Here is a 16,013-nt window from a genome sequence, read left to right on the forward strand (position 1 = left end):
ATGCAAGGGTGATTTTAATTCTGGCTCTGCTTTTAAAATATAAGCGCCTCAGGCGGAAGATGATTCTATTCCTGATTCAGCATATTGATCCGTGCATTCAGGAAACTGGAAGTATGGGGCAGCGGACGGTCAAAACGTGCATTGAACGGGGCTGGATAAAAATGCAGGAACAAAGGGGAGCGCGGAAGAAAGGGCTGTATTCCATTACTCAGGCTGGAAAGAAGCATCTTTACGAATTGATAAACGAATATTTCCAAGGAGAAACCGTTCAAAACATGGTTTCGGTTCTGGATACGTATGCTGCAGGCAGGACAAATATGGAATTATCCCCGCATAAGGAAGCAGAGATCGCAGCGGCGCTGAAAATGGTACTCTCTGATTATAGAGAGAAATGGACGCAGCTGGAGTTTGAAGTTCCGTATTCAGTTGAAATGATGCGGGAGTATGGTGGCCAGGCGAAGAAGCGTGGAGATATTTTTGCAGATCTAAAATTGTCATACCGATGCACGGATCACTTAGAAGAACGTCCACTTTGTATAGAGATTGATATGGGAACAGAGCGGGTAAGTACGCATGGTGGATTACTTTTTAAATGCAATGCGTATGCACAGGTAAACCGCCGGATGCGGCAAATCTCCCTGCATCAGGCAATCAATGTGATGTTTGTTTTCAGCAATGATCCTGCGGATGATCTTCAGCAGACAGATCTTTTAAAATTTGAATCCATAAAACGTTATCAACAGCCGCTGCTGCCATTTCTGTCCTTTATCTGCAGGCAACAGGATCCGGATGCTTCTGTAACTTTGAAAAAAATGGAACAGGCCCTGGTAAAGGTAAAAGAATGTGATGCGTTTGGCTATGAAAAGAAACAGTTTTATCGAGATGCAGAATTCTTTTTGCATGTTTTAAAGGAGCAGTGCAGTAATCGGGAACAGGCCGGAGAGAAAGAAATCTTAGCTTGTATGGCAGAAATATCGGATTTCTGCAGAAATCATTTGGAAACATCCAGAACAGAATACAGCAGGCAGTATGCTCTGAAAAAGAGAATGGATCTGTTTGAACAGATCAGAAAGAATAATTCGTATGCGTTGGCGGGGCTGAGGAATGGAATGAGCCTCTCCTGCAATTCCCATCAGGATTTTGAAAAGGAAATTCCGTACTTATTCCCGGAGCTATACTTCCGGGATCAGTTTGGAGTCTTTCTTTATCATTTGGGTATTACCATGGAAAATGTAAAAGTTTCATCCGTGTATGCCCTTCCGCTGTTTGAAGAACAGGATGTTGAAGGAATTGGAACAGTTTACCGATGCGTATTTATGGTTGGTGAGCTTACGGTCCTGATTGAAAATTTGAGTTCCGATATGGGCGGCCTTATCCGGGCGAGGGATTATGTACGGCTTCCGCCGGCTGCCAGGGAGAATACCATTATGATTATGCTGATGAATGACAGGGAGGAACTTGCTGACGGGAGTTATCTGAAAGAAGGAACTTTATATAACCAGTGGGGCAGTGAGGAGCACATCACGGATCAGGCAGCCATGGGTATGGCCTTACTTGCAAAAAAGGTGGCACCGACAATGACAGCATTCGGCACCGGTTATGCTTTTGAGTCTGTTCCGTTTCTAATGAACTCTACACAGGATTATATCATGCTTCATTATTCAGAATTTCTTCAGGCACTTCAGAGACCGGTACGGCCTTGGATACGAATGGATCTGTATGTGAAGGAACAAAGCAAGGTGCCATATATTCCATTCCTTATATACCGTACAGGGGAACATCAGGAAGAGGAAACATACAAAGTTCCATTTCATACAGAAAAGCGGTGTACGCCGATTGACTGGAGGGGGTTATGCAATGATTAGAAAGACTGTTGCCATGTCGTTGATCCTGGCAGCAGGTATCTGTGCTTACCGGGGATCGTCTCCTTATATAGAGGCGCGCATGGAACAGGAGTATTTGAAACAGGCAGCATTTCCCGGAAATGAAGGAAACCTATCAGAAGAGAATGAGCGTAAGGGGAATGACCCAACCAGGGAAGAAACGGTGCCTTATACTTCACCGATCGATTTTGAAGCCTTAAAGAGTATTAACCCGGATATTGTTGGCTGGATACAGATCCCTGGAACAGTGATCGATTATCCCATTTGCTGGCGGGCCGGTGATAACGAATACTATATGAAACATTCGGCAGAAGGTGAGAAGCGGGCATTTGGCGCCATTATGTTGGATGGCACCAATTCCTCTGCGGCAGAGGAGCATCTGGTTGTTCTCTATGGGCACCATATGCGCAATGGGACGATGTTTAAAGATATCGTCAGGTATACAGATGCGGATTATTTGAATGACCACAAATCAATTTATTTATATTTCCCAGACAGGGAAGAGCGATACAGCGTGATCGGAACCATCGTTTGTTCAGCAAAAAATTTTGAATCATCGCAAATGGTGGAAAAGGAACTGCTTTTTAAAGAATGGTGCCGTAATTCATGGAAAGGATTGCCGGAAGAAGAAATTCAAAAGAAAATGCTTGCACTGGTGACTTGCAGTTATGGAAGCAGGGATGAAAGGACAATCTGCTTTGCGATGATCGAAAAATGAAGGACAGGAGGTGATGTTCCTGCGCGTTAGAGGTAGGAGACGGTTATGAAAAAACGGATATTCGGACGAATGATAAAAAAATTAAAGTGGCTTGTGATAATCAGTGTGGTGCTTGTTGCATTAGGAACGGTTGGAATTGGTATTGCATCGGTATACCACATGAAATATGCACTGAAGAGTCTGTTCAATATGGAATTCAACACGGGAAATGATTCGTGGGCCTTTGGAGACATCTCATCCTATAATAAAATCGGGGAACGGGCGGTTGCGATAGCGAGGTCACGTTTGAACTGGTCTTACAGCCAGGCAAAGAGAACCCTGGAGGGATCCTGGGACTGTTCATCCATGGTTGCGCGCTGTTATCAGGAGGCTGGCTTTGACTTAAAAGCTATCATGGGAGCTCAGTGGTGCATGACAACGGTTGGGTGGAAGGATTTTGCGACCAGAAACAAACAGTTTATAGAGGAAGCGGATCTTCAGCCTGGAGATGTAATCTGGTATGGGAGACCGTCTGGTAACCACATGATGATGTATGCGGGAAATGGGCAGGTGATCCATGCAAAAGGGGAAAAATACGGCACCGTATATGAACCATTGGCAAGTACCGGCTACCGGTCGGCAAGACAGGTTTACTTTTTCCGGCCATATTTGAATTTGCTTGATGAAAGTACCGATGATTCTTCAGATGATGCTTATTTTGCAGATTCGTCCGGGTATGGACCTGATAATGGGATCGTCATGCAGGTGCCGGGAGGAACGGTTTGGACCGGCTGGACGGTATTTGAGTCCGGAAGGGAACGGTTTAACCTTGCCGGAAGCGATGGCGGATATGCATATGGCTGCTACCAGTTCGATATCGGGTATTCCCTGGTGGATTTTTTGAAATTTTGCGTTTCCTATAATCAGGCACACTATGGAGCGTTCCAGCACTTCATAGAAATGTCTTCCATCGAAAGTGGCTACCGGAAGGAAACGGATAAAAAGCCGAGTATGATAAACCCGCCGTTATATTCAAACCGTGCGTCCCTGATCAATGCATGGCACGCCGCTTACATGAATTACCCGGATGAATTTGCAGGACTACAGAGCCGGACGGCCTACGAAGCTTACTACCTGCCGGCGCAGCGTGGCATGCTATCCAATTATGGCATCAATATAAAAGAGTACAGCCCGGCCCTTCGGGGTACTATTTGGTCCCTGGCCATCCGGAATGGAGCAACCGTCAGTAAGGATAATACAAAGAATGGTTTAAGATCTGCTACGAGTACATATTCTCCCGGGATTGATGAACGGGAATGGCTTACCAAAATATATGAGACAGAGGCAAGACGGCATCCGTCCCAGAGAAACCGTTGGGGAACGGAGCAGCTGGCTGCCTGCTTCGCCTTTATGAATGGGGCCACACATCTGGGCGGCCTGGATGGAAATTATGACGGGGCATTTATTGGATCACTTAATACGAGCGCAGCAGCAGGTGGTGTTTCCAATGCCATGATGTTAAATGCCATTAAAAATGATGTGGTTTTGACGGAGAGCGATTATCGGATCCTGAAGATAGACCGGGATACGCTTCTGTACCTGCTGCAGAAAGCGTATGACTATGAGACCCAGTACATGCTGCAGCGTTCCATTACTGTATACGGATTACGGGAATACCAAATCGAACATGAAGATGAAGAGGGAAGCTGGTATGAAGATGCTGAGGAATATGTGAGTAAACAGATCCTAGTCAGCAATGAAGATACGGAGTGTATGCTCCGGCTGGACTGGCAGATGCTCTATATGTATTCCATTCTGGCATCCATGGGAAGAGAAGACCGCGGGGAGACCGAGGGAGTATGGGACTGGGAGATCACAGTAAAAGATGTGGATGTGGCATTTGATCAGATCGCGATGAAATATGATTATGCTTTCAATGTGATGACAGATGAAAAATCCGAATATGATTTTGGAACCTGCCAGAGTCTGCCGCATAAAACGGAAATTTACGGAGACCCGGACACAACAAGCGGAAGATATACCTGGTATTATCCAAACAGCCTGCTTCGCAGCGCCTCTTCCGGCTATTCTGACCTGGCATATACGTATTCTGGAGATGAGATAAACGGGATTACGGAAACGTACCAGAATGAACGCTATGAGGAGATACCGGCTGCACTGACACGGTATTATAATTTTGAGAGGTTTCATACGCTTGCAAAGTATATGCCAGGAGGTTACGAGGCTCTGAACCGTTATGAAGCGTACAATCAAAGGGCAATGACTGGGAATCCAATTATTTACAGTGGAAATTTTGATATGAGCATGGGTGAATGGAAATCAGTTTCTAAATAATAATTAGTCATGAGTAAACGGCAACAGTACCGGGATTGTAAACAAAAAATATAGAAAATTAGATATGATAATTTTAACAGGGCGCAGAATTTTGTTATATGATAATGTTTTGCGTCCTGGTTTCATTTACAGAAGAAACATTGTAAAGAGTACAGATATTATAGTGAATGGAAAACAAAAGTGTTTGGATAATGTATAAAATTTTAATGAGAAAAACTGGCTGTTTTATCTAAAATCAAAACAAAGATGGCTTTCAACCTCACCAAACGCTAGCTTGGCTGCTTATGCAGCGCGGGCGTGGTGGGATTCCGGCCTATTTGATGAACCGTGGAACCATCGGCAATACCGGGGAGATGTTTCTCATGCTGGGAATTATGCTCCCGGCGTTCCTGCTGGCTATGTATGAAAAGGCCAGCTTACCATTAGAAAAGGTTGTGCGGAATATCATCCGGGCCACGTTTCTAAGGCCGAGGATCAGGGCCTATCGAACCGAAAACACTTATGCGCCATTTGCCGGGCCGGGCGTTGGAAAAGAGGATGTGATTGAAAAATACAAAGAAGAAAAACGGAGCCGCCGCCAAAGGTAAAGTCGACCCAGGAGACGATCCCATATCTGTCCATGCACCCAGACAGCGTGTGCAAGCTCCAGAGCTGGATCTATATCAAAACCGTGGGATATGAGGACATCAATTACTCCGTGGCATCCACTGAGAATTAACCTCGGACAGCTCGCACCATCTCATACGGGGGATAGCAGAAAAAAACCACCTCCCAAAGGAAGTGGTACTATTGTGAAACATCGGATTTTGCTTCTGTATTATCTGAAAGATCAGTAGTTTTGTATTCTGGCCTTGTTTGAGCTGATAAGCGATCCAATAGAATATCGGTGGTGTTAGAAGGAATATGTATTCGTTCTTTTTTCATCAGTGTTCGAGCTTTTTGATTTGTTTCATAATCGCGATCCCCTTTTTCAAAAATGGAGCAACAAAGAAAATCACATTTTAATTCACCTTGCGCATTTGCCTTGATGATAAAGATGAAATTATCAACACTAAAATGGCTGGATATTAAATAATCTGCTTTAATGCCTGTGATGAAAGGATACATGCGTGGCATGTATGAATATAAATTAAATTTGTTATCAAGGGATTCTTTCAAGTGAACTAAAGCTTCAAGTCGAGGTTTTATCATCTCTTCGTACTGGGCTGCTTTTTGAACTTTTTCAAATAGTATTTTACTCTCAAGAATTCTATCAGCAATTTTGGCAGAAGAATAATTTGGAAGAGAGAGATCTTTCATATACTGGAAACCAGCTAAATGCGGATAATCTTCCAGAGAAAAGGTAAGATTAATTGGATGCAGCTGTTTCTTATAGCCATATGTAAACAAATATCTATATTCAGTTATTTCTTTCCAGGCTTGTGCAGACTGTTGTAATAGATCCATATTATATCTTGTCCTTTGCAAAAAATAAAGGACCCTGCCAATGCAAGGCCCTTAAAAAGCGTTTTCATTCAGTTCCGAAGAACCTATTCGGTTTGAGGTTATCGCATAACCCAAGGTCAGGCTCCACAACCGGCTGCATGCCGACACAGTCAATTGCTTCAACACCACGATAGCTGGTCAACGCCGCTATCCTCTAACTTCATTATATCACAAAAATACTCGTAGTCAACAGAAAACGAGTTTTTGAGGAACACTATTTGCTTCGTGTTCTTAATTATTATATGTAGAAATAATGGTTTTGACAATAGAAAATATTGGAACTTGAGAGAGGAGAAATTCCGATGGCGGGAAGAAGCCAAAGCCTACAGCTGTGAAGAAGCTGTAAGGTAATCCAGGTAAGAGAAAATTGAATACGAAAGAGCCAGTTCCAGCACGTTATGATGTGGAGCTCAATATGACCTCTGGAGCAATCCCACTTTCCATGGAGGCGGATTTTCTTTTGCCTTTGTGTGAGTTGGTGGCTGGCGGCAAGGAGGGCTTGCAGCCCATTGAAAAGACGGTTATTGACCGTTGTGTGATTTGGCATCACGTTGTACCTGAACGAGCACGGCTTATAAAGTACAAAAGGGCTTGTTTGTTTCGATAAGAGGGTATGACGATCCTATATGGGAAGCCCGCATGATCCACTCCATTCTTACCAATCCGACCTACACCAGATATTTAACCCAGGGCCGGCGCCGGGTAAAAAGCTACAAGGTACACCAGATTGAAGCTGTTCCACATGAGAAATGGCTGGAAGCGGCAGGAACGCATGAGGCCATTATCGACTATGAAACTTTCGATTAAGGTACAGGCTCTCTTAAAACGAGATACCCGTACTTCCCCGAAAGGACGAGAGGTACATTTATTCAGCGTTTTTCTGAAATGTGCCGAGTGCGGGCGATCCATTACTTGATGCGTTGGCAAGAAAAACAATGTATATTATTCTTGTTTAACCTACAAGACTGTTCCCGGACAGCCGGCACCATGCACTCAATCAAGCATGAGTGGCTAGAGGCTGCTGTTGTCGGACCATATTATATAGGAACAGATGATGCCGGAGTAGAAGAGTATTATGATTATGTAGCCGAACGAATTAATGGTAATATCATTCTTTATAATTTTCCGGATAGAACAGGATTTGATTTGTCCGCAAATGTAATTTTGCAGCTGCTTAAAAAGCATAAAAACATTATTGGATTAAAGGATACGTTCGGTGCTCCGTCTCACACAAGGACATTGATCGGTAGGATCAAACCGGAATATCCGGAGTTTAGAATTTATTCGGGCTATGATGATAATTTTGCACATGTAGTCAGCAGTGGCGGGGATGGCTGTATTGCAGCATTATCTAATGTTTTCCCGAAACTTTGTTCTGAATGGGTAGATGCGGTTGAACATGGTAACATGGGGAGAACTATGGAGATTCAGCAGACGATAGATGCATTAATGGATTTTTATGCTATTTCCACTCCATTCATGCCGGCCATGAAATATGGGCTGTCCGTAATCGGTATTCCGTTTCCGCTTACATGTAAACGACCAGCGCTTGAGGTAACAGAAGGTCAGAAACAAATGGTCAATGGGATGTTGAAAGAAATTATATCTAAAATTCAGAAATAAAGAAATGGTTGTCTCTGAGTTTTTTTAGAAGAACTTTTTTTAGGCTGATTAAGTAACTGGGCATGCTTTAGCTTAGTTCAACTTTTTCAGCCTAAAAAAGTTTAAAATGAATAAAGCCGGTGCAGGATTTTGTGATATCCAGTACCGGCCTTATTTATTTTGAAGAGGTGCGGTGTAGAAGTTAATTATCAATGTAATCGCAAGAAAAAAGCAAGAATCTAAGCATGGAGTTTTTTTAAGATAATGTTATGATAAATATATTGTAGTAGAAAGGAGGCAAGCCTATATGCCTAAAACTACGCTGATTGATTGTTGTATTAAGAAATATGCTTATCGAGAAGTATCACAAATTTATCAGGAATTAAAGATATCCGGGGAAGGACTGTCACAATCACAGGTGGAATTGATGAGGGAAAAGTATGGTATAAATAGTTTCTCGCAAAGAAGAAATGATACCATGTTACGACTACTGCGGCATGCATTCATCAATCCATTTAATATCATTTTATTAGTTCTTGGAATCATTTCACTGGCTACAGATGTGGTTCTTGTATCGAATTTTGCCAGAAATGCAACGACTGCGGTTATCATCTTTTCAATGATTTTGATTAGCGGAACAATCCGTTTGGTTCAGGAACTTCGTGCAAAGAATGCATCAAAACAGCTAAACCGGCTGATACATGAAAGCGTTACTGTACGGCGTGCGGGAGAAGTGAAAGAGGTTCCAGCTGAGGAACTGGTGGTTGGAGATATTGTTCTGCTTGCGGCAGGTGATCGTGTTCCGGCTGATCTGAGACTCACCAAAGTAAGTGATCTATTTCTCTCCCAGGCAGCGATTACAGGCGAAAGTGCGATTCTGGAAAAAAATGCACAGGCATTGAGTTACAGTAATTCGGAGTCCTTGACTCAGCTTGAAAATCTTGCATTTATGGCAACGACTGTCATCAGTGGAAAAGGTGAGGGCATTGTGCTTGCAGTCGGAAAAGACACACTATATGGTAGTTTTACGAAAGAAGATCCAGATGAAAAACAGTCTTTTCAAAAAGGAGCCAACTCTATTGCCTGGGTCATGCTTCGTTTTATTGCAGTATTGATTCCTATTGTATTCATACTATTGCAGATCACAGGTGGCAGATGGCTGAAATCCTTTGCCTTTGCACTGTCTGTTGCCGTTGGCTTGATGCCAGAAATGCTGCCGATGGTGATCACAGCCTGCCTTGCAAGGGGCAGCCTGAGTATGAGTAAAAAGCAGACAATCATTAAAGACATTAATGCAATGCAAGGATTTGGCAGCATGGATGTGCTCTGCATGGATAAAACAGGAACATTGACCAATGAAAGTATCCTATTGGAATACTATATGGATGTGTTGGGAAATGAAAGTTGCCAGGTATTGGATTTTGCCTTTTTAAACAGTGCGTATCATTCCGGTGTATGTAATCCAATTGATAATGCAATCCTTGCCTGTCAGACAATGCGAGGGCATGAACAGCATTTTGCTGATCTTCTCATACAGTATCGGAAAGAGGATGAAATCCCATTTGATTATTCCCGTAAGTTTGTCAGTACACTTGTGACAGATAAAAATGGAGAGTGTCAACTTATTATGAAAGGGAATATTTCACAGATTGTGTCCCGGTGCAGTCAGGTGGAATTTCATGGCGAAATCCTTCCGATGGAAAAAGACAGAATTTCAAGCGTAGCTTCTGTAGTGGATGAGATGCAACAGGATGGAATGAAAGTAATTGCTGTTGCAAGGAAAAAGATTGAGAAACAGGATCAGATCATACAGACAGACGAAAACAATATGATCCTGATGGGATATCTTGCATTCTTTGATGCTCCGAAAAAAACAGCCAAGACATCTGTGGAGGCTCTGAAAAGGCTGAAGGTGATACCGAAAATATTAACAGGTGATCAGGCTGATGTGGCAGCGTCTATTTGCCGGAGGGTTGGAATCCCGTCAGAAATCATATTGACTGGTGCAGATTTGGATCAGATGATGGACAATGAACTTGGCAAAGCAGTAGAAAATATTCATGTATTTGCAGAATTAACACCAGGGCAGAAAGTCCGTATTGTTTCTGCTTTAAGGCAAAATGGGCATACCGTAGGTTTTCTGGGAGATGGAATTAATGATATCCCAGCTCTTTGTGAATCGAATGTTGGTATTTCAGTAGATACAGCGGTAGATGCAGCGAAAGATGCAGCGGATGTCGTATTGCTTCAAAAGGATTTAGGGGTATTAGAGCAGGGAATTCTGGAAGGGCGTAAAACATTTACAAACATGCTCAAATACATTAAGATTACGGCAAGTTCTAATTTTGGCAATATTTTTTCTATCGTATGTGCAAGTGCCTTTTTACCGTTTTTGCCGATGACATCTTTGCAGATATTATTATTAAACCTGCTATATGATATTTTATGTATCATCCTTCCGTGGGATAATGTGGATGAGGAAGAAACACTATCTCCAAGAGACTGGTCTGGAAAGACATTGGGACGGTTTATGTTGTTTTTTGGTCCTATCAGTTCATTGTTTGATATTGTGACATTTTTATTTTTGTATTATATTCTCTGTCCGATGCTTTGTGGCGGAGCAACGTATTTAAATCTTACAGATTCTGTGCTGCAGTCTCAGTACATTGCTTTATTTCAGACAGGATGGTTTTTGGAATCCATGTGGACACAGGTATTGATCCTTCATTTCCTTCGGACAAGGAAGATACCATTTGTACAGAGCAGTCCTTCCATTCCGGTTGTTTGTACGACCTTTGCAGGAATTATTACCTTTACTGCACTTACTTTTACCAAAAGCGCAGGTGTTATTGGATTGACGAAATTGCCAATCATGTATTTCCTGTTTTTATTTGTTGTAGTCTTACTCTATATGCTTCTGACTACGGTAGTCAAGATTGTTTATCAAAAGAAATATCATGAGCTGATCTGAAAGGAGGGAAACCATCGTGAAAAAGAATATCAGTGTTATTTCCATGGATTCTGTCCTGCAGGAATGGCTCCTTCAAAAGCTGATCAAAGAACCACCAGAAAGCGACAGTGCGAAAGAACTGCTTTCCGGTATCTATGATATGGTGAGTGGCGAGGTAAATTCATTGCTACTCAGCACTGTAAAGAATTCAGAAATTGCATCTCTCAATCTTTCGGATGAGATGAAAATTGGGGAATTAGTGATCAATCCGAAAAGCAGGAGCGTTACCAGAATGGGCCAAGCGGTTTCCCTGACTCCTAAGGAGTTTGATATCCTGTATTTCCTGGCGGAAAACAGAGGAGAAGTATTTACAAAAGAGCAGATCTATAAGGCGGTATGGTCTGAAAATTATCTATTAGATGACAGTAATATCATGGCATTTATTCGAAAATTGCGAAAGAAGATTGAACCGAATCCGGATGAACCAAAGTATATACTTACGATTTGGGGGATCGGATATAAATTTAATGATAAGGTGTAAAACAGGCGGGCTGAAAGCAGTCCGCTTTGTTTTTGTAATTCTTGCTAAATCGCAAGGGAATCGCAAGATTTTGATCATATGATTCTCCTTGCTTTTTTTGTATTCTGTAAGAGGTCGAAGGGAGGCGGTATGTATGGTATATACAGATTTTGTTTTAAGAATTTCCTTATCCGTGTTACTTGGATTTTTCATCGGACTGGAAAGGCAGTTGACCGGGCATCCGGCGGGAATACGGATTAATGTTCTGATCTGTATGGGAACCAGTTTTTTTACTTTATTTCCAATGCTTTATGGTTCCGATCAGGTGTTTCGTGTAGGAAGCAGCATTATTTCCGGTGTTGGATTCTTATGTAGCGGTGTGATTTTTAAAGACAGCGGTACAGTAAGAGGAATGAATACAGCAGCAACACTTTGGTGTACAGCAGCAATTGGCATTCTAGCCAGCACAGGAATGTTTACAATGGCAGTCTCCGCAGCAGGCATTTTGATCGGTTCGAATTTAATCCTGCGTCCGCTTGCAAGAAAGCTGAATCCGATTGCTGTCGGAGATGAATCTGAAAAAGAATACTGCATCACAGTACTTTGTCAGGAAGATGCAGAACAGGAAATACGACTTTTACTGATCAGCAGCAATTCCAGCAAAACCTTATATCTGAATCATCTGGAAAGTGGAGATGTTGTGGGGGATAAAGTCGAGATCATAGCGAAGTATTGTTCTGCGGGAAAACCGAAAGGCAATGTTCTGGAAGGTATTGTCGGTCAGGCATTGGAACTTCCGGAAGTAATCAGTGCAGGTTGGGAGGTGTTGTAATTGAAAAAAATCAAAAGTGAAAGATGGGTATTTTTTTTCATTCTTTATATTTTCTTCACTGCAGTATGCAGTTGTGTGAGCCTTATATTTCCGACTCACCAAATTTGGGTGATACAGGCCTGGCATCAAATAACTGTTATTGTTTGGATTTTTTTAGCAGTTACAATGATGAAATTGCTTATCAGACTTCAGAAAATAAATAAACTCATAACGAGAGGAATCAATGAAAGGAGAAGAAAACCATGAATGTAACCTGTATCTTTTTTGGTGTCATTTTCACGATTACCGGTTTTATGTTTGCATGTGGAAAAGGCCATATTCATTTCTCTTCCTGGAAAAACATGACGCAGGAAGAGAAGGAAAAGATTAAAATTGTGCCGCTTTGTCGTAATATTGGTGAAGTCATTGTATTAAACGGTCTGATTTTTCTGCTGAAAGGTCTATGGCTAGGCTTTGAAAATCACTGGTTTGTGACTGCTATGATCGCATGGTTTATTGTGGCGGGATTTGATCTTTGGTATATCGAGAAAAGTGATCGATATTATAAAAAATAATTGCAAAACAAGGAGGTAAGACCAATGAATAAGAAAGAAAATCGTATGGCTGTTCGCCAGGCAGCACAGCAGGCCGTGATCCGTGAAGAGCAGAATCACCGCATCCAATATATGGCTACCAATCCGGTCAGGGAGGTTTTGAAAAGTCTGCATACAACACTTTGCGGTCTGGATGCTGAAAGTGTATCAGTGAGCCGGACAAAATACGGAACAAATAAAGTAACCCATGAGAAGAAACAATCCCTTGCGAAACGTCTGGTTGGAGCATTTATCAATCCATTTACAGCAATCCTGTTCTGTCTGGCAGTTGTTTCTACTATGACAGATATGGTTTTTCCATATTTTTCTTTGTTAGGAAGTTCACCGGAAGATTTTGATTCTTTAACAGTGGTGATCATTCTGACTATGGTTATGATCTCCGGTACGCTTCGTTTTGTACAGGAATCCAGAAGTGGAAATGCAGCAGAAAAACTGTTAGCCATGATCACAACTACCTGTACCGTTACAAGAAAAGGACAGGAAAAAACAGAGATTTCCATGGACGATCTGGTTGTGGGAGATATCGTGCATCTGTCAGCCGGAGATATGATCCCGGCAGATGTCCGTATCCTGGACGCAAGGGATCTGTTTATCAGTCAGGCAAGCCTGACAGGAGAAAGTGAACCGGTGGAAAAGACACCAAAGGTGTGTGCACAGAAAGAAAGCATCACGGATTACAGCAACATTGCTTTTATGGGAAGTAATGTGATTTCCGGAAGTGCAGCCGCAGTGGTTGTATGCACCGGAGACCGTACCTTGTTTGGTTCCATGGCATCTGCAATCGCAGGTGAAGCGGTAGAGACCAGCTTTACCAAAGGTGTAAATGCAGTTTCCTGGGTTCTGATCCGGTTTATGCTGGTTATGGTTCCACTAGTATTTTTTATCAATGGAATCACAAAGGGAGACTGGCTGGATGCCTTCCTCTTTGGTATTTCCATAGCTGTCGGACTGACTCCGGAAATGCTGCCGATGATCGTAACAACCTGTCTTGCAAAAGGTGCAGTTTCCATGAGTAAAAAGCAGACCATTGTGAAAAATCTGAATTCCATCCAGAACTTTGGTGCCATTGATATTCTCTGTACAGATAAAACAGGAACACTGACACAGGACAAGGTTGTGCTGGAATATCACCTGAATGTGAATGGAGAAGATGATACCAGAGTACTGCGCCATGCATACTTAAACAGCTACTTCCAGACCGGCTACAAAAATCTGATGGACCTGGCAATCATTCACAAAACAGAGGAAGAAGAGGCAGCAGATCCAAAGCTCCTCGATCTGTCTGAAAATTATGTGAAGGTAGACGAGATCCCATTTGATTTTACGCGTCGCCGTCTGACTACGGTAGTAGAGGACAAAAATGGCAAGACGCAGATGGTAACAAAAGGTGCCGTAGAAGAAATGCTCTCAATCTGTTCCTTTGCAGAGTGCGATGGCACGGTACAGGTACTTACAGAAACGGTGCGTAAGCGTATTTTACAGACAGTAGGGGGACTGAATGACAAGGGCTTCCGTGTGCTTGCCATTGCGCAGAAGAGCAATCCTTCTCCGGCTGGTGCATTTGGTGTAAAAGATGAGAGTGAAATGGTACTGATCGGATATCTTGCATTCCTTGATCCACCGAAGGAGTCTACCTCAGATGCGATCCGGGCATTGAAGGCACATGGCGTAACGACAAAGATTCTGACAGGGGATAATGATAAGGTAACACGTACCATCTGCAGGCAGGTGGGCCTGGAGGTACGCAATATGCTTCTTGGTTCCGATCTGGATGATATGTCAGATGCTCAGCTCGCAAAAGCAGCAGAGACAACAGAAGTATTTGCAAAGCTTACGCCGGATCAGAAAGCTCGTGTAGTTTCCGTTCTCCGTGAAAACGGTCATTCCGTTGGATTTATGGGCGATGGAATTAATGATGCCGCTGCTATGAAAGCTGCTGATATTGGCATTTCCGTAGATACGGCAGTAGATGTGGCAAAAGAATCCGCAGATATTATTTTGTTGGAAAAAGATCTGATGGTTCTGGAAGAAGGAATCATAGAAGGACGTAAAACTTATGCCAACATGATCAAATATATCAAGATGACGGCCTCCTCTAACTTTGGAAATATGTTTTCAGTATTAGCTGCTTCTGCACTTTTACCATTCCTTCCGATGATGAGTGTACATCTGATTTTCCTGAATCTGATCTATGACATGTCCTGTACAGCAATCCCATGGGATAACGTAGACGAAGAGTTTATTGCAAAACCACGTAAATGGGATGCTTCCAGTGTGGGAAGCTTTATGATCTGGATCGGACCTACGAGCTCAATTTTTGATTTTACAACTTACATTTTCATGTATTTTGTATTCTGCCCGTTATTTGTATCAAATGGCATCCTGTTCAATGACCTGGCAGCCCATTACAGCGGCGCAGAGCTTGCTGCCATGCAGGCACAGTATATCGGAATGTTCCAGGCTGGATGGTTTGTGGAATCCATGTGGAGCCAGACACTGGTTATTCACATGATCCGTACACCAAAGCTTCCGTTTATCCAGAGCCGTGCATCAGCACCGGTAACATTACTTACCATGACAGGTATTGCAGTTCTGACGGTAATTCCATTTACACCATTTGGAGCTGCACTTGGTCTTGTAGCATTGCCGGCATCATATTTTGCATATCTGTTCCCATGCATTCTGCTGTATATGATGCTGGCAACAAGCTTGAAAAAAGCATATGTTCGTTGTTATGGCGAACTGCTTTAGGAGGTAGAAAGAATGAATTGGAAAGAATTATGGATGACACTTTTTGGAACATGTGAATGGCTTGGACTTAATATGGGATTCTGGGTATCTATGGCTGCCGTGCTGTTGATCGTAATACTCATGAATGTGGTATTTTGGGGAATAAAGCCAAAGAGTGAATTACCATCCACTTAATTTCTGATGAAATTTGAAGTGGTGGATTCTGGGGAGTCTTTTGATTCCCGATTGCCCGATAGGGCAAAGCATAAGCGAGCTATTCCCGTGGAGGGTATGAGAAAATCTCTGTAAATAAGATTCTTCTATGATAATTAAGAGCGATAAGCTTGTGAATCAGGCTTGTCGTTC

At 42.6% G+C, this 16,013-nt stretch carries 13 protein-coding genes and 1 pseudogene; 13 read left to right on the forward strand and 1 reads right to left on the reverse strand.

Annotated elements, in window-relative coordinates; genetic code table 11:
- Positions 1-317 precede the first annotated feature (317 nt).
- The 4 genes and pseudogenes from WMO41_RS07455 (at position 318) to WMO41_RS07470 (ending at position 5,522) form a co-directional block, all read left to right on the forward strand.
- Entirely contained in the window at positions 318-1,865 is a 1,548-nt protein-coding gene (locus WMO41_RS07455) for a hypothetical protein (RefSeq protein ID WP_349229211.1), read from the forward strand.
- Positions 1,858-2,601 (forward strand): class B sortase, encoded by a 744-nt coding sequence (locus WMO41_RS07460; protein ID WP_349229212.1) that lies wholly within the window; start codon positions 1,858-1,860, stop codon positions 2,599-2,601. The genes WMO41_RS07455 and WMO41_RS07460 overlap by 8 nt, the downstream gene beginning before the upstream one ends.
- Before the next feature lie 69 nt (positions 2,602-2,670).
- Positions 2,671-4,935, forward strand: coding sequence for a C40 family peptidase (locus tag WMO41_RS07465; protein ID WP_349229213.1), 2,265 nt, complete (start codon positions 2,671-2,673; stop codon positions 4,933-4,935).
- 246 nt (positions 4,936-5,181) lie between these two features.
- Positions 5,182-5,522 (forward strand): annotated as a pseudogene (locus WMO41_RS07470) (PrgI family protein).
- Positions 5,523-5,721: 199 nt separating this feature from the next.
- Here the strand turns inward: WMO41_RS07470 and WMO41_RS07475 are convergent.
- Positions 5,722-6,381 (reverse strand): PBECR4 domain-containing protein, encoded by a 660-nt coding sequence (locus tag WMO41_RS07475; protein ID WP_349229214.1) that lies wholly within the window; start codon positions 6,379-6,381, stop codon positions 5,722-5,724.
- Between the two features lie 406 nt (positions 6,382-6,787).
- On the opposite strand from WMO41_RS07475, the gene WMO41_RS07480 reads away from it, so the two are divergent.
- The 9 genes from WMO41_RS07480 to WMO41_RS07520 all read left to right on the forward strand — a co-directional run bounded on the left by WMO41_RS07480 (position 6,788) and on the right by WMO41_RS07520 (position 15,842).
- Positions 6,788-7,027, forward strand: a complete 240-nt coding sequence (locus tag WMO41_RS07480; RefSeq protein ID WP_349229224.1) for a hypothetical protein — start codon at positions 6,788-6,790, stop codon at positions 7,025-7,027.
- A 32-nt stretch (positions 7,028-7,059) separates the two neighbouring features.
- Positions 7,060-7,227 carry a recombinase family protein gene (locus WMO41_RS07485; protein ID WP_243036267.1) on the forward strand — a complete coding sequence of 56 codons (168 nt, stop codon included), beginning with the start codon at positions 7,060-7,062 and terminating at the stop codon, positions 7,225-7,227.
- 180 nt (positions 7,228-7,407) lie between these two features.
- Positions 7,408-8,043, forward strand: coding sequence for a dihydrodipicolinate synthase family protein (locus WMO41_RS07490; RefSeq protein WP_349229215.1), 636 nt, complete (start codon positions 7,408-7,410; stop codon positions 8,041-8,043).
- Positions 8,044-8,329: 286 nt separating this feature from the next.
- Positions 8,330-10,993, forward strand: a complete 2,664-nt coding sequence (mgtA, locus tag WMO41_RS07495) for a magnesium-translocating P-type ATPase (RefSeq protein ID WP_349229216.1) — start codon at positions 8,330-8,332, stop codon at positions 10,991-10,993.
- A gap of 16 nt (positions 10,994-11,009) precedes the next feature.
- Positions 11,010-11,513: a winged helix-turn-helix domain-containing protein gene (locus tag WMO41_RS07500; protein ID WP_349229217.1), complete on the forward strand. Its 504-nt coding sequence runs from the start codon at positions 11,010-11,012 to the stop codon at positions 11,511-11,513.
- 133 nt (positions 11,514-11,646) lie between these two features.
- On the forward strand, positions 11,647-12,324 hold the full coding sequence (locus WMO41_RS07505) for an MgtC/SapB family protein (RefSeq protein WP_349229218.1): 678 nt from the start codon (positions 11,647-11,649) through the stop codon (positions 12,322-12,324).
- 242 nt (positions 12,325-12,566) lie between these two features.
- On the forward strand, positions 12,567-12,878 hold the full coding sequence (locus tag WMO41_RS07510) for a DUF3784 domain-containing protein (protein WP_349229219.1): 312 nt from the start codon (positions 12,567-12,569) through the stop codon (positions 12,876-12,878).
- A gap of 24 nt (positions 12,879-12,902) precedes the next feature.
- Positions 12,903-15,668, forward strand: a complete 2,766-nt coding sequence (mgtA, locus tag WMO41_RS07515) for a magnesium-translocating P-type ATPase (RefSeq protein WP_349229220.1) — start codon at positions 12,903-12,905, stop codon at positions 15,666-15,668.
- Between the two features lie 12 nt (positions 15,669-15,680).
- Positions 15,681-15,842, forward strand: coding sequence for a hypothetical protein (locus WMO41_RS07520; protein WP_349229221.1), 162 nt, complete (start codon positions 15,681-15,683; stop codon positions 15,840-15,842).
- Positions 15,843-16,013 lie beyond the last annotated feature (171 nt).

This window comes from Ventrimonas faecis (assembly GCF_040096075.1).
Taxonomy (GTDB): Bacteria; Bacillota; Clostridia; order Lachnospirales; family Lachnospiraceae; genus Brotaphodocola; species Brotaphodocola faecis.